This is a genomic window from Arthrobacter sp. NPDC090010, from assembly GCF_044748305.1.
Taxonomy (GTDB): Bacteria; Actinomycetota; Actinomycetes; order Actinomycetales; family Micrococcaceae; genus Arthrobacter_E.
This window is the reverse complement of record NZ_JBIVFT010000005.1, coordinates 105,647-126,149: the sequence shown is the minus strand read 5'-3', so window position 1 is coordinate 126,149 and position 20,503 is coordinate 105,647. Positions and strand designations below refer to the sequence as shown.

At 65.9% G+C, this 20,503-nt stretch carries 19 protein-coding genes; 13 read left to right on the top strand and 6 right to left on the bottom strand.

All coding sequences use genetic code 11. The features are described from left to right. Positions 1-436: 436 nt before the first annotated feature. On the top strand, positions 437-1,390 hold the full coding sequence (locus ACIPXZ_RS09705; protein ID WP_400593038.1) for a heme o synthase: 954 nt from the start codon (positions 437-439) through the stop codon (positions 1,388-1,390). A 138-nt stretch (positions 1,391-1,528) separates the two neighbouring features. Here the strand turns inward: ACIPXZ_RS09705 and ACIPXZ_RS09700 are convergent, their stop codons facing one another. The 3 genes from ACIPXZ_RS09700 to ACIPXZ_RS09690 are packed head-to-tail and all read right to left on the bottom strand — an operon-like array spanning position 1,529 to position 4,270. Then, complete coding sequence (locus tag ACIPXZ_RS09700) at positions 1,529-2,473, bottom strand: heme A synthase (protein ID WP_400593035.1); 945 nt, start codon at positions 2,471-2,473, stop codon at positions 1,529-1,531. A gap of 31 nt (positions 2,474-2,504) precedes the next feature. Next, entirely contained in the window at positions 2,505-3,290 is a 786-nt protein-coding gene (locus ACIPXZ_RS09695; protein ID WP_400593032.1) for an ABC transporter permease, read from the bottom strand. Beyond that, a complete protein-coding gene (locus tag ACIPXZ_RS09690; RefSeq protein ID WP_400593346.1) occupies positions 3,287-4,270 on the bottom strand; it encodes an ABC transporter ATP-binding protein in 984 nt (327 codons plus the stop codon). The genes ACIPXZ_RS09695 and ACIPXZ_RS09690 overlap by 4 nt, the downstream gene beginning before the upstream one ends. 146 nt (positions 4,271-4,416) lie before the next feature. On the opposite strand from ACIPXZ_RS09690, the gene ACIPXZ_RS09685 reads away from it, so the two are divergent. From ACIPXZ_RS09685 to ACIPXZ_RS09660, 6 genes are read left to right on the top strand one after another with little or no spacing between them, the layout of a single operon-like run. Then, positions 4,417-5,232: a helix-turn-helix transcriptional regulator gene (locus ACIPXZ_RS09685; protein ID WP_400593029.1), complete on the top strand. Its 816-nt coding sequence runs from the start codon at positions 4,417-4,419 to the stop codon at positions 5,230-5,232. Beyond that, positions 5,232-6,695: a Fe-S cluster assembly protein SufB gene (sufB, locus tag ACIPXZ_RS09680; RefSeq protein ID WP_400593026.1), complete on the top strand. Its 1,464-nt coding sequence runs from the start codon at positions 5,232-5,234 to the stop codon at positions 6,693-6,695. The genes ACIPXZ_RS09685 and sufB overlap by 1 nt, the downstream gene beginning before the upstream one ends. After that, positions 6,695-7,933, top strand: coding sequence for a Fe-S cluster assembly protein SufD (gene sufD, locus ACIPXZ_RS09675; RefSeq protein ID WP_400593023.1), 1,239 nt, complete (start codon positions 6,695-6,697; stop codon positions 7,931-7,933). Before sufB ends, sufD begins: the two co-directional genes overlap by 1 nt. 10 nt (positions 7,934-7,943) lie before the next feature. After that, positions 7,944-8,294 carry a non-heme iron oxygenase ferredoxin subunit gene (locus tag ACIPXZ_RS09670; protein WP_400593020.1) on the top strand — a complete coding sequence of 117 codons (351 nt, stop codon included), beginning with the start codon at positions 7,944-7,946 and terminating at the stop codon, positions 8,292-8,294. Positions 8,295-8,339: 45 nt separating this feature from the next. Then, positions 8,340-9,122, top strand: coding sequence for a Fe-S cluster assembly ATPase SufC (gene sufC, locus ACIPXZ_RS09665; RefSeq protein ID WP_400593017.1), 783 nt, complete (start codon positions 8,340-8,342; stop codon positions 9,120-9,122). Between the two features lie 32 nt (positions 9,123-9,154). Beyond that, positions 9,155-9,487 carry a metal-sulfur cluster assembly factor gene (locus tag ACIPXZ_RS09660; protein ID WP_305995113.1) on the top strand — a complete coding sequence of 111 codons (333 nt, stop codon included), beginning with the start codon at positions 9,155-9,157 and terminating at the stop codon, positions 9,485-9,487. Positions 9,488-9,729: 242 nt separating this feature from the next. On the opposite strand, the gene ACIPXZ_RS09655 is transcribed toward ACIPXZ_RS09660, so the two are convergent. Then, entirely contained in the window at positions 9,730-10,182 is a 453-nt protein-coding gene (locus ACIPXZ_RS09655) for a carboxymuconolactone decarboxylase family protein (protein ID WP_400593014.1), read from the bottom strand. 48 nt (positions 10,183-10,230) lie between these two features. After that, positions 10,231-11,655 (bottom strand): MFS transporter, encoded by a 1,425-nt coding sequence (locus tag ACIPXZ_RS09650; protein WP_400593011.1) that lies wholly within the window; start codon positions 11,653-11,655, stop codon positions 10,231-10,233. Positions 11,656-11,778: 123 nt separating this feature from the next. On the opposite strand from ACIPXZ_RS09650, the gene ACIPXZ_RS09645 reads away from it, so the two are divergent. The 5 genes from ACIPXZ_RS09645 to pdxS all read left to right on the top strand — a co-directional run bounded on the left by ACIPXZ_RS09645 (position 11,779) and on the right by pdxS (position 17,120). Further along, a complete protein-coding gene (locus ACIPXZ_RS09645) occupies positions 11,779-12,633 on the top strand; it encodes a helix-turn-helix transcriptional regulator (RefSeq protein WP_400593008.1) in 855 nt (284 codons plus the stop codon). A gap of 105 nt (positions 12,634-12,738) precedes the next feature. After that, positions 12,739-14,757, top strand: a complete 2,019-nt coding sequence (gene thrS, locus ACIPXZ_RS09640; protein WP_400593005.1) for a threonine--tRNA ligase — start codon at positions 12,739-12,741, stop codon at positions 14,755-14,757. After that, complete coding sequence (locus ACIPXZ_RS09635) at positions 14,757-15,374, top strand: HIT family protein (RefSeq protein WP_400593002.1); 618 nt, start codon at positions 14,757-14,759, stop codon at positions 15,372-15,374. The genes thrS and ACIPXZ_RS09635 overlap by 1 nt, the downstream gene beginning before the upstream one ends. 5 nt (positions 15,375-15,379) lie before the next feature. Beyond that, positions 15,380-15,994 carry a phosphatidylinositol phosphate synthase gene (gene pgsA / locus ACIPXZ_RS09630; protein WP_400593000.1) on the top strand — a complete coding sequence of 205 codons (615 nt, stop codon included), beginning with the start codon at positions 15,380-15,382 and terminating at the stop codon, positions 15,992-15,994. A gap of 196 nt (positions 15,995-16,190) precedes the next feature. Further along, on the top strand, positions 16,191-17,120 hold the full coding sequence (pdxS, locus tag ACIPXZ_RS09625) for a pyridoxal 5'-phosphate synthase lyase subunit PdxS (protein WP_400593343.1): 930 nt from the start codon (positions 16,191-16,193) through the stop codon (positions 17,118-17,120). Between the two features lie 144 nt (positions 17,121-17,264). Here the strand turns inward: pdxS and ACIPXZ_RS09620 are convergent, their stop codons facing one another. Beyond that, the gene (locus ACIPXZ_RS09620) at positions 17,265-19,277 is read right to left on the bottom strand and encodes a M3 family metallopeptidase (RefSeq protein WP_400592998.1); all 2,013 of its coding nucleotides are present in this window, start codon (positions 19,275-19,277) and stop codon (positions 17,265-17,267) included. A gap of 81 nt (positions 19,278-19,358) precedes the next feature. Here ACIPXZ_RS09620 and ACIPXZ_RS09615 point away from each other — a divergent pair, with 81 nt between their 5' ends. Continuing rightward, positions 19,359-20,444: an FAD-dependent monooxygenase gene (locus tag ACIPXZ_RS09615; RefSeq protein WP_400592995.1), complete on the top strand. Its 1,086-nt coding sequence runs from the start codon at positions 19,359-19,361 to the stop codon at positions 20,442-20,444. Positions 20,445-20,503 lie beyond the last annotated feature (59 nt).

Below are 20,503 nucleotides of genomic sequence, written 5' to 3'. Positions count from 1 at the left end.
GTGACACGTAAACCGGGCCCCTTCTCTTTGTGTCCTCGAGAGTGCGGCCACCCTGCAGGCCCTGTGCCAGGGGCACTGTTGTGGCGCCCGCCGGGAGATTAGTCCGCACCCTCGTTCACCATTGAATAACCAGCGGCTTCCAGTCCGGGACCCGGCGCGAATGCGCTGAGCCGGCTCGGGAAGCCGAGTTGAGATCAGCTTAGCCCGATCCGTCGGACTTCTGGTGGCATCCCTCTGATTAAGTGTGATTTATGCCAAAGATGAACGCTGCTTCCGTAGTGATGTCCAAGCTCACGGGGCGCCGGGTGCGCCTCGGGTCCCGACTTTCTCTATGCGCGGTAGAATAAACAGCGGGTCAGGACTGTGCGCTCCCCAGTGGGGCGGGTGCGGATGGCCTTTCATCAATCGCGAAGCAGAAACTAAGGTCAACGCAGCCGTGAGCACATCAGAACCCGCCATCCAGACGCCGTCATTGCCTCAGGGAGGCGGTTTCAGCCGCAAGCTCAAAGCGTATGTGGCTCTGACCAAGCCGCGGGTCATCGAACTTCTCCTGGTGAGCACGCTGCCGACCATGTTCTTCGCGCAGCGCGGCTTCCCCTCGATCGGCCTCATGGTGGCGACCATGGTGGGCGGCGCCTTCGCGGCGGGCAGTGCTGGGGCGTTCAACTGTTACATCGACCGCGATATCGACAAGGTCATGAAGCGGACGAAGAACCGTCCCCTGGTCACCGGTGAAGTGACGCCGCGTGAAGCACTGATCTTCGCGACCCTTCTGGGAATCGCCTCCATCCTGATCCTCTGGTTCGGAGCCAACGGCCTGTCCGCGCTGCTGGGCCTCGGAGCCATCTTCTTCTACGTGGTCATCTACACCCTGATCCTCAAGCGCCGCACGGCACAGAACATCGTCTGGGGCGGAGCGGCAGGATGCTTCCCGGTGCTGATCGCCTGGGCCGCGGTCCGCGACACGGTCGAATGGCCGGCGCTCGTGCTGTTCATGGTGATCTTCCTCTGGACCCCGCCGCACTACTGGCCGCTCTCCATGAAGTACGGCGAGGACTACCGTAAGGCTGAGGTGCCCATGCTCGGTGCCATCGCGGGGGCCAAGGTCGTCTCCGTTCAGGTGGTGCTCTACGCGTGGGCCATGGTGGCGTGCTCGCTGCTCCTCGTGCCGGTGGGCGGCGCGGGCTGGGTGTACACCGTCGTCGCCCTGCTTTCGGGTGCGTGGTTCCTGTGGGAGTCGCACTCCCTGTACAGCCAGGCCCAGCAGGAGAACGTGGACAACAAGCGGGCCATGAAGGTCTTCCACGGATCCATCAGCTACCTCACGGTGCTGTTCCTGGCACTGGCGGTCGACCCCTTCGTCGGTGCGCCGCTCATGTCCGGCTTCTGAGAAGCCCCATCACTCTGAAGTGACGAAGGCCCGGCCTGACGGCCGGGCCTTCGTCGTGCACACCTGATATGCCGACCGGACGCACGGAGGGCCCCGCCTTCCGGCGAGGCCCTCCGTATCGGGAGAGTACGTGCTTTATCAGGCCTTCGGGCTCCACCGGCCGATGTCGGCCAGGTTGGTCGCCGCGGCCATGAGCAGGGCGCCGACCACCATGTGACTTCCCACCAGAAGTGCCGGAATGCCGTTGTAGTACTGGATGAAGCCGATGGTCGCCTGCAGCAGGGTCACGAACAGCAAGATCAGGGCACCCGTGCGGAACGGGCCACGGATGCCGCCTCGGAAGGCGAGCACCACCGAGACGAGCACGCCTGCCGTCACGAGATAGGCCGGAACCGCGTGGAAGTGACTCACCAGATCCCAGTCGAGGTTGTTGCGCGGAGCATTGGCGTCACCGGCATGCGGTCCGGCGCCGGTGACGATGACCCCGAGCACCACGGCCAGCGCCGCGAAGAACGCGGTGGCGGCGGTGACCGGGGCCGCGGCACCCGGGAGGGGGGCGAGAGCACGTGTCATGAAGTGCCCCGTGCGCCCATAGGCCCGGTTGACGAGGAGCATCGCGAAGATCACGAGAGCCATGGAGACAAGGAAATGCAGACCGACGACCCACGGATTGAGCTGGCTGAGGACGGTGATGCCACCGATGATCGCCTGGGCGGGGATGCTGGCCAAAAGGCCGAGTGACAGGAGGAAGAGATCCTTGCGCTCTCGCCGGATCCGCCACAGTGCAACGAGCATGAGAAGGGCGATCAGCGCGAGAACGAAGGTCAGCGTCCGGTTGCCGAATTCGATGATGCCGTGAATGCCCATCTCCGGGGTGTTGACCAGGGAGTCAGAGGTGCACCTGGGCCAGGTGGGGCAACCGAGCCCGGAGGAGGTCAGACGCACCGCGCCGCCGGTGCCGATCAGGATCACCTGACCGACGAGTGAAGCGATGGACAAGCCCCGGACGCGGGAGTCCACCTCTGTCGGCAGCGACTGGACGAACCGGCCGATCAGGCCGTTCGTGCTGGTCCTCGTGTTCATGCGGATACCTCATCCATCGTCTTCAACTTCATCAATTCCATTTGAACCACTTCACCGCGAGTACACCGGCCACGGCCGTCCAGAGGAGCAGGACGATCACGGCGGTGAGGTCCACGGCGCCATGCTGCAGCGCCGCGCGCAGGGCGTCACCGAGTGCCCCGGAGGGAAGGAACGGGGCCACCTCTCCCAGCAGCCCGGGCAGTCGGCCGGGAGGAACCACGATTCCGCCGAGGGCGCCCAGAATGATCCACAGGAGATTGGTCAAAGCCAGGGTCGCCTCGGGGCGGACCGTTCCGGCCACCAGGAGACCCAGCGACGTGAAGGCCGCGGCGCCGAGCACCAGCAAGGGGACGGCGAGCAGCAGGCCACCCAGTGCGGGAGCCCAGCCGAGGATCAGACCGATGGCGGAGACCACCACCGTCTGCAGCACGAGGACTGAAAGGACGGCGATGACCTTCCCGGAAATCAGTCCGGCGCGGCCCAGGGGAGTCGTGGACAGGAACCTGAGAACCCCGTAGCGGCGGTCGAAGCCCGTGGAGATGCCCTGGCCGGTGAAAGCCGTGGACAGCGTGCACAGGGCGAGGACGCCCGGCACGGCTATGTCGATGCGGGTTCCGGGCAGTCCGTCGAGGAGAGGGGTGAAGCGCAGGGCGAACAACGCCATGAGCGGCATGATGATCGCGAGAACGAGCTGCTCGCCGTTGCGCAGCATGGTGATCGTCTCGTAGCGGCCCTGCGCCAGGATGCGGGCCGTCGTCGTTGCCGGGCGCTGGGCGCCATTCAGCGACGGGAGAAAGGGGGACTGGGTCTGACTCACTGCCGGTCTCCTTCCGCTGCGGCACCCGTATCGGCGCTGCGGGCTGCGATATCCAGGAAGACCTCTTCCAGGGTGGGCGTGGACATGGACAGTGCGCGGGGGAACACGTTCGCATCCTCCCAGGCCTGAGCGATGGCCTTGAGGTCTCCGGGAGCCGTGATGCCTTCGACCGAGTAGAAGCCGGGGCGGCCCTCGCGTATCCGCAGCGACTCCGGGAGGTTCAGGCTCAGGCCGGGGGCGGCTTCGAATTCCACCGTCCTGGAGTCGTCATCGTCACCGGACGGTCTGGCGAGCAGCTGCGGCACGGTCCCCTCGGCGACGATGCGTCCAGCATCCACGATGTAGACGTAGTCCGCCAGCTTCTCGGCGTCGTCCATCAGATGCGTGGTGAGGACGATGCCCATGCCGGCGTCGCGCAGCTCCTGGATGAGGCGGAAGACCAGCTGACGCGACTGGGGGTCCATGCCGGCGCTCGGTTCGTCGAGGAAAAGCACTTCGGGGCGGCCCACGAGTGCCGCAGCGAGGGCGAGGCGCTGCTTCTGACCGCCCGAGAGACGACGGACGTTCGTGCGGGCGAACTCGGCGATGGAGAGCCGCTCCACGAGGTCGTCGACAGGCCACGGGTCCTGGTACATCCGCGCCACATGACGCAGGAGCGGGATCGGATGCGCCGACGGCGGCAGCCCGCCGTCCTGGAGCATCACGCCGACCCGGGCGCGAAGAGCAGGGCCGGCGACGTCGGGGTCCTCGCCGAGCAGTTCGACGCTCCCCTCGGTGCGGCGCTGGAGCCCTTGGGCGCATTCCAAGGTGGTGGTCTTCCCGGCTCCGTTCACCCCCAGAAGTGCAGTGACCTCTCCGGCATGGGCGGTCATCGAGAGGCCCGCGACGACGCGCATCATGCGCCCGTCGAGGGCGGTGACTGGACCGACATCCTTGACAAGGGAGTCGATCACGAGGACGGGGGGAGCAGCGGATCGCACCATAGCATTCTACGTGAGGTAGAAGGGGTGGCCGACGGGGCCCGCGCAGCGGTCAGGGAACAGGTGTGACGAGGGTCTCTGGTCACAATCGACAGGTCAGCCTAGCCTTAGTGGAAGGCGGGAACTTATTTGATGATGATTGTGTTGTGTATTCCATGGACACTTCCACGAACGGGCAGCCCCGGAGCCTGAACGCGGACCCTGGCAAGGGTGCCGCTCAGACCGGTGTGCGCCCTGCGCGCGGATCCGCGCAGGGTTCCCTCGTCGAAGCCGAGGACCGCACCCGGGGCAAGGTGCGCGCCGCCGTGCTGGAACACGGCCCCATCAGCGCCGCTGAACTGGGCAGGCTGCTCGGCTACACGCCCGCCGCAGTGCGGCGGCACCTGGACCAGCTGGAGCGCGACGGCGTCATCGAGGTCAAGCGCATGGTCAAGTCGGGCGCCGGTGCAGGCCGGCCTGCGCGTCGCTACGTCATCAGCTCCCAGGGGCAGCAGCACTGGGGTGACGACTACCTGGACATCGCCAGGACGGCTCTTCAGGAGCTCGCTTCGCTGGGCGGGGAGGCTGCGATCGCGGCGTTCGCCGAGCGGCGTTTCGCAGAGATGGAAGCCCGCTACGCCCCCGCTCTGCAGGCTGCCGGGCCTTCCGTCGAGGAGAAGTCCAAGGCGCTGGTCGAGGCGCTCAATCAGGACGGCTTCGTGGCCAATGCGAATGTCCTGAGCATCCATCCGGTGAGCAAGAAACCTCTCCCGCCGCAGCTGACGGCTGTTCAGCTGTGCCAGGGGCATTGCCCCATTCAGAACCTGGCCGCCGAATTCCCGGTCTTCTGTGACAAGGAGACCGAGGCATTCGAGCGGCTGCTCGGTGTGGACGTGCGTCGTCTGTCGACTCTGGCCAACGGTGGCCACGTCTGCACCACTCACATTCCTACCGGACGCAACCACCAGCAAGAAAGGCCGTGATGACGGACCAACTAGCAGAAAAGCCAGTGGCTGAGGGTACGGTGATCTCCGAGATTCTGGAAAAGAACCCGGAGCTGCACGGTATCGGCAACTACGAATACGGCTGGGCCGACAAGGACGACGCCGGTGCGAACGCACGCCGTGGCCTGAACGACGACGTCGTCCGGGACATCTCTGCCAAGAAGAACGAACCCGAGTGGATGCTCGATCTCCGCCTGAAGGGCCTCAAGTACTTCGACCGCAAGCCCATGCCCGCCTGGGGCGCGGACCTCTCCGGCATCGACTTCGACAACATCAAGTACTTCGTCCGTTCCACGGAGAAGCAGGCCGGGTCCTGGGAAGAGCTCCCCGAGGACATCCGCAACACCTATGAGAAGCTGGGCATCCCGGAGGCTGAGCGCAGCCGCCTCGTGGCCGGCGTCGCCGCTCAGTACGAGTCCGAGGTCGTCTACCACCAGATCCGTGAGGACCTGGAGGCCCAGGGTGTCATCTTCCTGGACACGGACACCGCGCTCAAGGAACACCCGGAGATCTTCCAGGAGTACTTCGGCACCGTCATCCCCGTGGGTGACAACAAGTTCGCCTCGCTGAACACGGCGGTGTGGTCCGGCGGCTCCTTCGTCTACGTCCCCAAGGGCGTGCACGTCGAGATCCCGTTGCAGGCCTACTTCCGTATCAACACGGAGAACATGGGCCAGTTCGAGCGCACCCTCATCATCGCCGACGAGGACTCCTACGTGCACTACATCGAGGGCTGCACCGCCCCGATCTACACCTCGGATTCCCTCCACTCGGCCGTCGTCGAGATCGTCGTGAAGAAGGGCGCCCGCGTCCGCTACACGACCATCCAGAACTGGTCGAACAACGTGTACAACCTGGTCACCAAGCGCGCCATCTGCGAAGAGGGCGCCACCATGGAGTGGATCGATGGCAACATCGGCTCCAAGGTCACCATGAAGTACCCGGCCGTCTACCTCGTGGGCGAGCACGCCAAGGGCGAGACCCTGTCCATCGCCTTCGCCGGCGAAGGCCAGCACCAGGACACCGGTTCCAAGATGGTGCACATCGCTCCGAACACCAAGAGCTCCATCATCTCCAAGTCGGTGGCCCGTAATGGTGGCCGTGCCGCCTACCGCGGCCTGGTCCAGGTCCGCGAGGGTGCCAAGCACTCCGCCAACACGGTGCGCTGCGACGCACTGCTGGTGGACACCATCTCCCGCTCGGACACCTACCCGTACATCGACATCCGTGAGGACGATGTGCAGCTCGGCCACGAGGCGACCGTCTCGCGTGTCTCCGAGGAGCAGCTGTTCTACCTCATGTCCCGCGGTATGCCCGAGGACGAGGCCATGGCCATGATCGTGCGCGGCTTCATCGAGCCGATCGCCCGTGAGCTCCCGATGGAGTACGCTCTCGAGCTCAACCGCCTCATCGAACTCCAGATGGAAGGATCCGTCGGTTAATGACTGCCGAAGCAACTGAGAAGGCCCGCATCGGCGCACCGTCGATCGCCGGTTTCACGGAGGAGGGCGAGCAGCTCGTCTCCAGCAAGGTCGACCACAAGCACAATGACGGCACCACCGTCATGGCTTCCCGTGCCGAGCGTCTGACCAGCCATAACGTGGCCGACTTCGCCCTGCCTGACGGCCGGGAAGAGGAATGGCGTTTCACCCCCGTCCGTGAGCTGCTCCCGCTGCTCGAGGACGGCGCGTCCGACGACGACGCTTTGCGCACCGTCGTGGAGGCCCCGGAAGGTTTCCAGGCCGCTCCGCTGGCCATCGCCGAAGCTCCGCGCGGCACCACCCTGGTCCCCGCTGACCGGGCCGCAGCGGTGGCTTCCGCCAACGCGCCCGAGGCGCTGCACGTCGTCGTGCCCGTCGGTGCCGAGCCGGCAGAGCCGATCCGTGTGGTTTTGAGCGGTCAGGGCGCGGGCAAGCGTTCCAACAGCCACATCGTGGTTGAGGCCGGGGCGGGTTCCAAGTCCGTCGTGATCCTCGAACACGAGGGTTCCGCGAACCACAACGGCAACGTCGAGATCTTCGTGGGCGAGGCTGCGGAGCTCACCGTCGTTTCCGTGCAGCTCTGGGAAGACGATGCGCTGCATCTGGCCCAGCACGACGCCGTCGTGGCCAAGGAGGGCGTGTACAAGCACATCGCCGTGACCCTGGGCGGCAAGGTGGTCCGCCTGAACTCCAACGTCCGCTTCTCCGGCGAGCAGGCCGAGGCCGAGCTGCTGGGCCTGTACTTCGCGGACGCCGGTCAGCACCTGGAGCACCGTTCCTTCGTGGACCACAATGTGCCCAATTGCACCTCGGACGTGCTCTACAAGGGCGCGCTGCAGGGCAAGGGCGCACACACCGTCTGGGTGGGCGACTGCCTCATCCAGAAGCAGGCCGTGGGCACCGACTCCTACGAGAAGAACCAGAATCTGGTGCTGACCGACGGTTGCCGGGCGGACTCCGTGCCGAACCTGGAGATCGAGACCGGCCTGATCGCGGGTGCGGGTCACGCCTCCTCGACCGGCCGTTTCGACGACGAGCACCTCTTCTACCTCATGGCCCGTGGCATCCCCGAGGATGTCGCCCGCCGACTGGTGGTGCGCGGCTTCCTGAACGAGATCGTCCAGAAGATCAAGGTCCCCGCCCTCGAAGAGCGCCTCACCGAGGCCATCGAGAGCGAACTGGCCGCAGGCGACAACTAGGAGGAATGCAGTGCCGGAAACGCCGCAGGGGACCTTGGTGTGCAAGAGCACCGAGATCTCGCCCAAGCAGGCCCTCAGGGTCCTGATCGACGGTTACCCCGTAGCCGTGGTGAAGGACTCGATGGGGGAGATCCACGCCATCGGTGACACCTGCTCGCACGCCGACGTCTCCCTCTCGGAGGGTGATGTGGAAGGCTGCACGATCGAATGCTGGGGCCACGGCTCCCAGTTCGATCTGCGTTCCGGCCAGCCCCTCCAGCTGCCCGCTTACGATCCCGTCCCCGTCTTCGCCATCCAGATCGAGGGCGAGGACGTGTACGTCGACACCAGCAACGTTGTGAACGGCGCGCGGGTTCTCTAGATCCCGTCCGCGCAGTCAAGCTTCCAAGGAACAAGAAAGAACAGCATGTCTACTCTTGAAATCAAGGACCTGCACGTCAGCATTGAGACCGAGCAGGGCGAGAAGGAAATCCTGAAGGGCGTCTCCCTGGTCATCAAGACCGGCGAGACCCACGCCATCATGGGCCCCAACGGCTCCGGCAAGTCCACCCTGGCCTCCACCATCGCCGGGCACCCGCGCTACACCGTCACCAGCGGCTCCATCACCCTGGACGGTGAGAACGTCCTGGAGATGAGCGTGGACGAGCGCGCCCGCGCCGGCCTCTTCCTGGCCATGCAGTACCCGGTGGAGGTCCCCGGTGTGACCATGACCAACTTCCTCCGCACCGCCAAGACCGCCATCGACGGCGAAGCCCCGGCCCTGCGCACCTGGACCAAGGACGTCAAGGCGGCCATGGACCAGCTCCGCATCGATGCCGACTTCGCCCAGCGCAACGTCAACGAGGGCTTCTCCGGTGGTGAGAAGAAGCGCGTGGAGATCCTCCAGCTCGAACTCTTCAAGCCGAAGTTCGCGATCCTCGACGAGACCGACTCCGGCCTCGACGTCGACGCGCTGAAGGTCGTCTCCGAGGGCGTCAACCGCGCCCATGCCGGTGGCGAGATGGGCACCCTGCTCATCACCCACTACACCCGCATCCTCCGCTACATCAAGCCCGATTTCGTTCACGTCTTCGTGGACGGCAAGGTCGTGGAGCAGGGCGGCCCCGAGCTGGCCGACCGTCTCGAGGACGAGGGCTACGATCGCTACGTGGCCGGCGCCGGCACCGCCGCCGAGCCCGCAGCAGTCTGACCACCACCGCCATTCCCGGAAAGGGAGAGAAGATGACCGAAGTGAATGCGGCCAGGACAAGTCTTGAGGACATCGAAGAGGCCCTCAAGGACGTCATCGACCCCGAGCTCGGCGTCAACGTGGTGGACCTGGGCCTGCTGTACGGGCTCAAGTACTCCGAGGACGACGGCGCGCTGCTGATCGACATGACGTTGACGACGGCGGCCTGCCCGCTCACCGATGTGCTCGAGGAGCAGGTGGGCAAGGCTCTTGACGGTGTCGTGGACGACTGGCGTCTGAACTGGGTGTGGATGCCGCCATGGGGTCCGGAGCGGATCACCGATGATGGCAAGGACCAGATGCGCGCACTCGGCTTCAACATCTGAGTAGCGTGAACGACGACGGCGGCGGCCGGGAGAAATCCCGGCCGCCGCCGTCGTGTTGTGGCAGGTCTGCCGTGCGGGCGCCCGAGCTCTGCCCGTCCTTCCCGCTCCTTCCGGCGAGTCCGCTATCTGGGGCGCGAATCCGCTACCCGCGGTAGCTGATTCACGCCTTGCATAGCGGACTCGGCCGAGGGCGAGGCGAGGGCGAGGCGACCCGCACGATAAACGGCGTCCCAGGGGTGACCTCAGGGCTTGACGGTGTAGTGGCTCGTGATCGCGACCCGGTTGTATGCGTTGATGGTGATCGCGAGCCAGGAGACGGCGGAGATCTGTTCTTCGCTCAGGACCTGGGAGACGGGGACGTAGACCTCGTCGGGGACCTGATGCTCAGAGACGGTGGTGATCGCCTCGGTGAGGGTCAGGGAGGCTCGCTCGACGGCGGTGAAGTAGTCGCTCTCACGCCAGGCCGGCAGCACCGCGAGACGGTCCTGCGTCTCACCGAGCTTGACGGCGTCCTTCGTGTGCAGCTTGAGGCAGTAGGCGCAGCCGTTGATCTGGGAGGCCCGGATCTTGATGAGCTCGCAGAGCAGAGGGCTGAGGTCGGCGGCGGCAGCTGCCTTGGTGGCGGCCTTGCTCAGCTTCCCCAGGGCCTCGAAGGTGTCGGAATGGGCTTTGCTGATGTTCACTCGACGGTTCATGTCTGCATGGTAGCCGTGCTCACGGAGCCCGGACATCCCCCGGGCGGCTTATTCATGTGGAGTTCGACGACGGTTCAGCGCGAGCGCCAGGAGGACCACCATCGCGGCGATACCGAGGTCCAGCAGGGCGCCGGCGGTGAACTCGGCCTTCCCCGTGAAGCCGCCCGCCGTGCTGATTCCGCCGATCACGATCACCCCGAGTGACAAGGCCAGCTGCTGCACTGTGCCGAACAAGCCGCCGGAGAGGCCCGCGGCTTCCACCGGGATCTCCCGCACCACGGCCTGGGTGAGCGGCGAGAAGATGAGTGCCTGACCGGCACCGAGAAGGAGCAGACTGGGCTGCAGCAGCAGGGGCAACGCAGGGGACCATCCGAACAGGACGGTGCAGCTTATCGCCACAAGCGCCGCGGTCTGCAGCAGGACGCCCCAGAGGAGCGTCCGTTCGCCGAGACGGCGCTGGATACGGGCGAGGTTGAGCGAAACGATCGTGAACACGACGGCGAAAGGGAGCAGGAGCAGACCTGCGCCCAGCGGTGTCAGGCCGAGTCCTTGTTCCACGGCCCGCGGGATGACATAGAGGATGGCACCGTAGCCGGCGAAGAAGAGCCCGGCGGCGAGCAGGCCGAGCTGCAAGGGACGCAGCCTGAGGATGCTGGGCGGCAGAAGTGGAATGCGTCCTGATCGTTCGATCCTGTTCTGGTGCCTCCAGAGCGCCAGGAGCAGGACGCAACCGAGGAGAATCGCCGCGATCACCTGCCAGGGCCAGCCCAGGGACGGGCCGAAGGTCAGTCCGGCGGCCAGGAGCAGTAGACCGCCCCCGAGCTGCAAGGTGCCGGCGAGGTCGATGTCGACCGATTCGTGGGCGCTGCTGCGCGGCGCGAGGCCGGCGAGCACGATGGCCAGTACCGCGATCGCCGCGGCGAGCCAGTAAACGGCACGCCATCCGGACATCGCGCCGAACGACACACCCGCGAGTGCCCCTCCGGCGACCTGGCCGAGTGCGGCCCCGATTCCACCACTGGCTCCGAATGCGGAGACCGCCCGGACTCGTGCCGCCCCTGTGCTCGTCGCCTGGATCGTGGCGAGCACCTGTGGGGTGCACAGTGCGGCGCCAACCCCTTGCGCGATCCGGGCCCCGATGAGGACGGCCATGCTCGGTGCGAAGGAGCAGGCCAGCGCAGCCAGGAAGAACGCCGCCATTCCGACGGTGAACATCCGATGACGCCCGTAGCGGTCCCCGAGACGCCCTCCGAGGATGAGCAGGGCTGCGAAGGGGATGCCGTAGCCCGCGACGACGAGCTCCAGTTCGGCGTCGGAGGTGCCGAATTCCGTGTGCAGCTGTGACATCGAGACGGTGACGGCGTTGAAGGCGTAAGACCCGACCCCGGGCCCGAGCACGAGACCGAGATAGCGCCACGTGGGAGTGGCCTGCGGTGCTGCGGGGTGCAGATGTACTGCTCTGACTGTGGTCATGCGACTACTCTCGTCTCGTTCGGATCCTGGTGCCAGGAGCCTGCTTATCCTGGTACTGGGAGCACCTGCCTGGCGCTTGGGGTGACAGCCCTGACATGAGACGATCACGAAGGAGGAAGGCGGATGTCGATGGCGGATCGTCGCAAGGAGTTTGCTGATTTCCTGTGTTCCAGGAGGGCTCGTCTGCGGCCGGAGGATGTCGGTCTCGTCCGCGGTCCGCGACGGCGTGTCTCGGGCCTGAGGCGCGAGGAGGTCGCGCAACTGGCCGGGGTCGGATTGACCTGGTACACGTGGCTCGAACAGGGCCGGCCGGTGGCCGCATCCGAACAAGTGCTTGCATCAATCGCGCGGGCGCTGAGGCTCAGCGACGACGAACGGGACCACCTCTTCGCTCTGGCGGGTGTGGCGATTCCCGAACGTGCTCCTCTGAGGTGTGTGCACGACGCCCATCTCGAACTGCTCGCCAAGCTGATGCCGTTTCCCGCCGCGGCGCAGACGGCCCGCTTCGACATCCTCGCGTACAACCGTTCGTACCGGTACCTCTTCGGCGATCTTGACGAAATCCCGGTTGCTGAACGCAATTGCGCACGCCTGCTCTTCACCGATCCCGAGTGGCAACAGGCCTATTTCGACCTGGAACACGCCCAGGGCCGCATCGCTGCGAGGCTGCGTTCCTCGTACGGTCGCCACAGGGAGTACCCGGAGTGGCAGCGGTTCATCCAGGAACTCCAGGGATCCTCTCCGGCCTTCCGCGAACTGTGGTCCCGTGGTGAGGTGGCGAACGAGCGCAACTCGCTCAAGCGGATCCGTCATCAGCGACTCGGTGAGTTGCGGCTCAACATGACGAGCCTCTGGACCGACGAGACGCTCGGCACCCGGATCGTCTGGTTCGCTCCTGCCGATGCGGTGACCGCCGAGCGGCTCGATCGCCTGGCGAAGGTTTCGGCCGATCAGCCGGTGACGACGGCGGCGGCGTAGGCGCCCCTCGCCGTCGGGGGCGCGCTCTCGTACTAGACTGTTCGGTGGCTGGCTGTGGTCCCGTATGCCGCAAGTCATGAAGCCGCTACATGAATAGGAGACACCGTGTCAGAAGCCCAACAGATCACCCTCAGAGTCGATTCAGAAGAGACCCGGGTGACCACGGGGACCACCGGCGCGGAGCTCTTCTTCGAGCGGCGCGACGTCGTCGTCATGCGCGTGGACGGGGTCCTGAAGGACCTGGACCAGCCCCTGGAAGACGGCGCCGACGTCGAATCGGTCACCATCGGATCCCCTGACGGCCTCAACGTCCTGCGGCACTCCACCGCCCACGTCATGGCTCAGGCGGTCCAGCAGCTGCGCCCCGACGCCAAGCTCGGCATCGGGCCGTACATCAAGGATGGTTTCTACTTCGACTTCGACGTCGCTGAGCCGTTCACTCCCGAGGATCTCAAGGCCCTCGAGAAGATGATGCTGAAGATCGTCAACCAGAACCAGAAGTTCGTACGCCGTGTCGTCTCTCCGGAGCAGGCGCGCGAGGCCATGGCGCAGGAGCCGTACAAGCTGGAACTGCTCGGCAAGGCCGACTCCGCTGACTCCGCGGGCGAGGGCGTGAATGTCGAGGTGGGTGCCGGCGATATCACCGTCTACGACAATGTGGACCGCAAGAGCGGGGAGACCGTCTGGTGCGATCTCTGCCGCGGTCCGCACCTGCCCAATACCAAGCTCATCTCCAACGCTTTTGCCCTGACCCGTTCGTCAGCGGCCTACTGGCTGGGAGACCAGAACAACAAGCCGCTGCAGCGCATCTACGGCACCGCCTGGCCCACCAAGGAAGACCTCAAGGCCTACCAGGAGCGCCTGGCCGAGGCGGAGCGCCGCGACCACCGCAAGCTCGGCGCGGAGCTGGACCTGTTCTCCTTCCCGGACGAGCTCGGATCCGGCCTGCCCGTGTTCCATCCGAAGGGCGGCGTGATCAAGCGCGAGATGGAGGACTACGTCCGCCGTCGGCACATCGAAGAAGGCTTCGAGTACGTGGGGACCCCGCATATCTCCAAGGACGGCCTCTTCCACACCTCGGGCCACCTGCCGTACTACGCGGACACCATGTTCCCGGCCCTGCACGTGGACGAGGAACGGGACGAGGACGGCAACATCACCAAGCCTGGTCAGGACTACCGGCTCAAGGCGATGAACTGCCCGATGCACAACCTGATCTTCCGCTCGCGCGGACGTTCCTACCGTGAGCTGCCCTTGCGGCTCTTCGAATTCGGGCATGTCTACCGCTACGAGAAGTCCGGCGTGGTCCACGGTCTGACCCGCGTGCGTGGTTTCGCGCAGGACGACTCGCACTCCTACGTGACCAAGGAGCAGGCCCCGGCGGAGGTGGAGCACCTGCTCGGCTTCATGCTCTCGCTGCTGCGCGACTTCGGCATGGACGATTTCTACCTGGAGCTCTCCACCCGGGACCCCGAGTCGGACAAGTTCATCGGCAGCGATGAGCAGTGGGCCGAGGCCACCGAGGTGTTGGAACGCGTGGCGACCGAGTCCGGAGTCGAACTGGTACCGGACCCCGGTGGAGCCGCCTTCTACGGCCCGAAGATCTCGGTGCAGGCGAAGGACGCGATCGGCCGCACCTGGCAGATGGGCACGGTGCAGTACGACTTCAACCAGCCAGCACGCTTCGGCCTGGAGTACCAGGCTGCCGATGGCACCCGCCAGGAACCCGTGATGATCCATGCCGCCAAGTTCGGCTCGATCGAACGCTTCCTGGGCGTGCTGACCGAGCACTACGCGGGAGCATTCCCGGCGTGGCTTGCTCCGGTCCAGGTCGTCGCGATCCCGGTCGCTGAGGCCTTCAACGACTACCTCTACGACGTCGCCGCCAAGCTCAAGAAGCAGGGCATCCGCGTCGAGGTGGACTCCTCCAGCGATCGCTTCCCGAAGAAGATCCGTACCGCCAGCAAGGACAAGATCCCCTTCGTCCTCATCGCCGGTGGCGAGGACGCGGAGAACGGCGCGGTCTCGTTCCGCTTCCGTGACGGCAGCCAGGAGAACGGCGTCGCCGTGGATGAGGCCGTCCGCCGCATCGTCGAGGCCGTGAAGAACAGGACCAACCAGTAATGACGGAGTCCACAGGCGCCATCCCGGCGAACGGCGGTCAGTCCGCGGCAGATGAATCCGTCACGGATGACTTCCAGCTGGCCGGGGTGCCGGACGCGTTCCAGCGCCTGTGGACTCCTCATCGCATGGCCTACATCAAGGGCGGTCAGGAGCAGTTCGACCACCCGGACGCCTGTCCGTTCTGTGTCGGCCCGTCCCGCAGCGATGAGGACTCACTCATCGTGCACCGTGGCCGGCTCTGCTACGTGGTGCTGAATCTGTACCCGTACAACCCCGGGCACGTCCTGATCAATCCGTACCGGCATGTCTCCTTCTACACCGATCTCACAGTCGAGGAGACCGCCGAGTTCTCCGCTTTGACCCAGACGGCCATCCGCGTCCTGCGGAAGGTCTCCGGACCGGGCGGGTTCAACATCGGCATGAACCAGGGCAAGGTCGGGGGAGCGGGGATTTCCGAGCACCTCCACCAGCACGTGGTCCCACGGTGGGGAGGCGATGGGAACTTCCTGCCCATCATCGCCCAGACCAAGGCCATCACCCAGACTCTGGGCGAGGTGCGCGAACTGATGGCGCAGGCGTGGCCCGCTGATTCCGCACCCGACGGCGAGGACGGCTGACCCTCATGCTCAACCGTGGCGCGCGTGCTTTCTTCACGCGCCTCTTCACCCCGCTCGCAAAAGCCCTGCTGAAGGCCGGTATCGGGCCGGACACCGTGACGATCACGGGAACACTCGGAGCCGTGGTCTCGGCGCTGGTGCTTTATCCGATGGGGCAGCTGTTCTGGGGCACCGTCGCAATCACGGTCTTCGTCTTCTCCGACGTGGTGGACGGGATCATGGCCAGGCTGTCCGGCCGTCACAGCATCTGGGGGAGCTTCCTGGACTCCACCCTGGACCGCCTGGTGGACGGGGTACTGTTCGGCTCGGTGGCCTTCTGGTTCTTCACGGGTGGCGGGAACCCGGTCATCGGCGGCACCGCTCTGGCCTGCCTGGTGCTGGGAACTCTTGTCTCCTATGCGCGGGCCAAGGCCGAGTCACTCGGTTTCGAATGCAATGTGGGCATCGCCGAACGCGCCGAACGGCTCTTGGCGCTACTGCTCATGACCGGTCTGACGGGACTGGGCCTGCCAGAGGTCGTGCTGCTGGTGACGTTGCTGCTTCTGGCGGTGGCCTCGTTGATCACCATCGGCCAGCGGATGGCCACGGTGCACCGTCAGGCGTCGCAGCCCGCGAAATGACTCCTGCAGGACGTCATCCGTGAGGCACTCTGTTACGCGTGTTCTTCTCGGTCCTCGAGCCCCTGCTCCCGCGTAATAGACTTTGTTCTTAAGTGGTAGCAGCCACCGGTCGGGGGACATGCGTGGGGTTGACCGCATGTCCCGTGACGTACGTCTTTCTCTGATACCCATAGGGGTTTTTGTGTCTACAGCTGAACTGAACGGCGAAAACACCAACGGCAGCGCCGCCGATGCGAAGCAGCGAATCGTGACCGGCAGCAGCCGGGTCAAGCGCGGCATGGCGGATATGCTCAAGGGCGGCGTCATCATGGACGTCGTGAACGTCGAGCAGGCCCGCATCGCCGAGGATGCCGGCGCCGTCGCCGTCATGGCTCTCGAGCGCGTCCCCGCGGACATCCGCGCACAGGGCGGCGTGTCCCGCATGTCCGACCCGGACATGATCGACCAGATCATCGGGGCCGTGTCCATCCCGGTCATGGCGAAGGCCCGCATCGGCCACTTCGTCGAGGCCCAGGTCCTGCAGTCCCTCGGCGTCGACTACATCGACGAGTCTGAGGTTCTGACCCCGGCCGACTACGTCAACCACATCGACAAGTGGGCCTTCGACGTTCCCTTCGTCTGCGGTGCGACCAACCTGGGCGAGGCTCTGCGTCGTATCAACGAGGGCGCGGCCATGATCCGGTCCAAGGGCGAGGCCGGCACCGGCGACGTCTCCAACGCCACGGGACACATGCGCAAGATCCGTTCCGAGATCGCCAAGCTCTCCGCCCTGCCCGAGGATGAGCTCTATGTGGCGGCCAAGGAACTCCAGGCCCCGTACGAGCTGGTCAAGGAAGTCGCCGCGACCGGCAAGCTGCCCGTGGTGCTCTTCACCGCAGGCGGCATCGCCACCCCGGCCGACGCCGCCATGATGATGCAGCTCGGCGCCGACGGCGTGTTCGTCGGCTCCGGCATCTTCAAGTCCGGCAACCCGGCCCAGCGTGCCGCCGCCGTCGTGAAGGCCACCACCTTCTTCGACGACGCCGATGTCATCGCCAAGGTCTCCCGCGGCCTCGGTGAGGCCATGGTCGGCATCAACGTGGACGAGCCTGCGCGCTCCATCCAGTTCGCCGAGCGCGGCTGGTAGGCCTCCTCATTGAACGACGACGGCGGCCGGTCACCTTCGCGAAGGTGACCGGCCGCCGTCGTTCATCCATTGCTGCGTGGTTGTCGTTTTGAGCACTCAAAACGACAACCACGCAGCAATCGATGGGGGTGGAGGGGAGAACCGTCAGGCGAGGCCGCGGCGCTTCAGCAGGGGTGCGACGTCGGCGTCTCTGCCTCGGAAGGCACGGAAGCTCTCCAGCGGTTCACGGCTGTTGCCGCGGCTCAGGAGCTCTTCCCTGAAGTGCTCGCCGTTCTTCCGGCTGAGACCGCCGTTCTCGCGGAACCATTCGACCGTGTCGGCGTCCAGCACTTCGCTCCAGATGTAGGAGTAGTAGCCTGCGGCGTACCAGCCGCCCGCGAAGATGTGCTGGAAGTAGCCGGAACGGTAGCGCGGCGGGACCAGCTCCCAGGCCAGCCCCGCGCTCTCGAGCGAGGCCTGTTCGAACTGTTCGACGTCGTCGGGCACTCCGCCGGTGCCGAAGGAGTGCCAGGCCAGATCCAGCAGCGCCGCGCCCAGGTACTCCATGGTGCCGAAGCCCTGGCCCCAGAGGCTCGCATCGTCGAGCCGCTTGAGCACGGCAGGATCCAGGGGCTCGCCCGTTTCGTGATGCTTCCCGTAGCTCTCCAGCACCTCGGGGTCGAACATCCACATCTCGTTGACCTGGGACGGGTACTCGACGAAGTCCCGCGGGACATTCGCCCCGGAGAACCGCGGGTACTTCACCCGGGACAGCAGACCGTGCAGGGCATGGCCGAACTCGTGGAAGACGGTGCGCAGCTCATCCAGGGTCAGCAGGGCCGGCTCGCCTTCTGCAGGCCGGGCGACGTTAAGGGTGTTGAACACCACCGGGGACGTTCCGGCGAAGGTCGACTGCTCCACCAGAGAGTTCATCCAGGCGCCGCCGCGCTTGGACGGACGGGTGAAATAGTCACCCAGGAACAGGCCCAGGGGAGTGCCGTCCTCTTCGAAGACCTCCCAGACCCTGACATCCGGGTGGTAGGCCGTCAGATCGGTGCGTTCGGTGAAGCTGAGGCCGAAGAGCTTGCCCGCGGCGAAGAAGATGCCGTTCTCGATCACATTGTTCAGCTCGAAGTACGGGCGCAGGCCCTGTTCGTCCACCTGGAAGCGCTCGTTGCGGACGCGGTCGGAATGGAACTGCCAATCGGCGGCGGTCAGCTCACCTCCGGCGGAAGCGGAGAGGGCTTCGGCTTCGGCGCCCGCATTGGCCCGGGCCGCGGGTGCCATACGGTGGAGCATGTCCAGCACGGGGCGCAGTCCTGGTGCCGTCTGATTCTGGACGGCGAGCTCGGCGTAGTCGCTGAAGCCCAGCAGTTCCGCCTTCTCCGCACGCAGGCGCGCCTGTTCCAGGATGTTCGTGCGGACGTCCAAGGGGCCGTCCTGCACGCCGCGACCCGTGGAATTGCTCAGCAGCGTGGCGCGGGTACCGGGTTCCTCCAGAATGGAAAGCGCCGGCTGGCTGCTCGGCTGGATGAGGGGCACCAGATATCGCCCCTCGTGCCCGGCCTCCGCCGCGGACTGAGCAGCGGAACGGACGGCGTCGTCGTCCATGCCGCGCAGTTCAGCGGCCGTCTCCACGACCAGGGCTCCGGCGTTGACAGCCTCCTTCGCCTTCTGAGAGAACTCCGTGCCGAGGGCCGAGAGGCGGCTGTTGATTTCGCGGAGGCGTCCCTGACCGGCCTCGTCCAGGCCGATGCCGGCCAAGCGGAACACCCGGAGGTAGTCCTCCAGGAGGCGGGCGTCCTCACCGTCGAGGCCGGAGCCGTCGACCGCGGCGAAGCGGGTGTAGAGCGGGCCGTTGAGGTAGATCCCGTCCTCGTGCTCGGCCATGAGCTTGGTGATCTCGGTGTCCAACGCGTCGAGTTCCGCGCTGCCGTCGGCTCCCACCACGGTCTCGAAGGCACGTACGGCCCGGTCGAGTAGATCACCTGAACGCTCCATTGCGAGCACGGTGTTCTCGAAGTCGGCGGGCTGGGGGTTCGCAACGATGGCCGCGATCTCCTCGCGGTGCTCGTGGAGGCCTTGCTGAACGGCTTCCTGATAGTGCTCCGGACGGAGCTCCGCGAAAGGGGTCAGCCCATACGGCAGTGTGCTGGGCGCGAGGAGTGGATTAGTCATGAAACGACCATTTCACAGCTATGGCGCAGCTCACAAGAGCGACGCTCCTCGATGACAGAATGGGACGGAAAGGGGGCGTTCATGAGGATCGCTATCATCGGGGCCGGAATCGTGGGACTCACGGCCGCTGCGGGACTTTCCCGGCTGGGCTTGCGGCCAGAAGTGTTCGAGAAGGCACCCGCCGACACGGTCGCCGGGGCAGGCATCTCCTTGTTTCCTTCCGCGCGGAAAGCATTCGCCCGCCTCGGGCTGGCCGAGGGGTACGACTCCCTTCCGCACGGACCGGCAGCGGATCTCCGAACGGCCATGAGACGCCCGGACGGCTCGATCAGATTCGCCTTCCCGGCAGCGGTCAGGCCGGATGTCCGCATGCACCATCGTGAGGAGCTGAGAGACTTCCTGCTCGCCGAATGCGCCGGAGTGCGGTTCCACTGGGGCACCAGGGCCACCGTGCTCGACGACGGCGGTCCTCTGCGCCGGGCGGAACTCGCCACGGATCCGGGCGGAACCAGCCAATGGGATCTGATTCTCGCCGCGGACGGACTGCGCAGTCCCACCCGCACGATGCTGGGTCTGGACCCCGGCCTGAGATATACGGGCTACAGTGCGTGGCGCGGTGTGACGGCGGCGGCGATGGGCACTCAGGGCACGGCCGGTGAGGACTGGGGCGACGGGCAGCGTTTCGGCACCGTTCCGCTGGGGGACGGCCGCGTGTACTGGTTCGCCGTCACGTCGAGTCAGGAGGGCAGGACGGCGACGACACGAGGTTTCGGCAGCGAGCGGGAAGCCGCGCTGGCCGAGTTCCAGGACTGGTATCCGACGGCCCGTGGATTGATCGCGGGAACGGAACCCGGTGCGGTGCTCCGGCACGATCTCTATGACCTTCGTGAACCCTTGAACCGTTTTCACCGGGGGAGGGTCGCGTTGCTCGGCGACGCGGCGCATGCCATGACGCCCGATCTCGGGCGGGGCGCCGGAACCGGTCTGGACGATGCGGCCGAACTCGTCGGCTTGCTGAGGGCCTCTGGGGCGGGTGATCCGGATGGCGAGACAGTGAACCGGATCCTGAGCCGCTACTCTCAGCGGCGTGCTCCGCGGGCCGCGCGGATGCTGCTGGCCTCCCGCTGGATGGGCAGGCTGGCCCAGCGGCGTCGTGGCGATCGATGACTGACAGGACGGGAAAGGGCCCCGCCGGGTGATCCGGCGGGGCCCTTCGACGTGCTCGG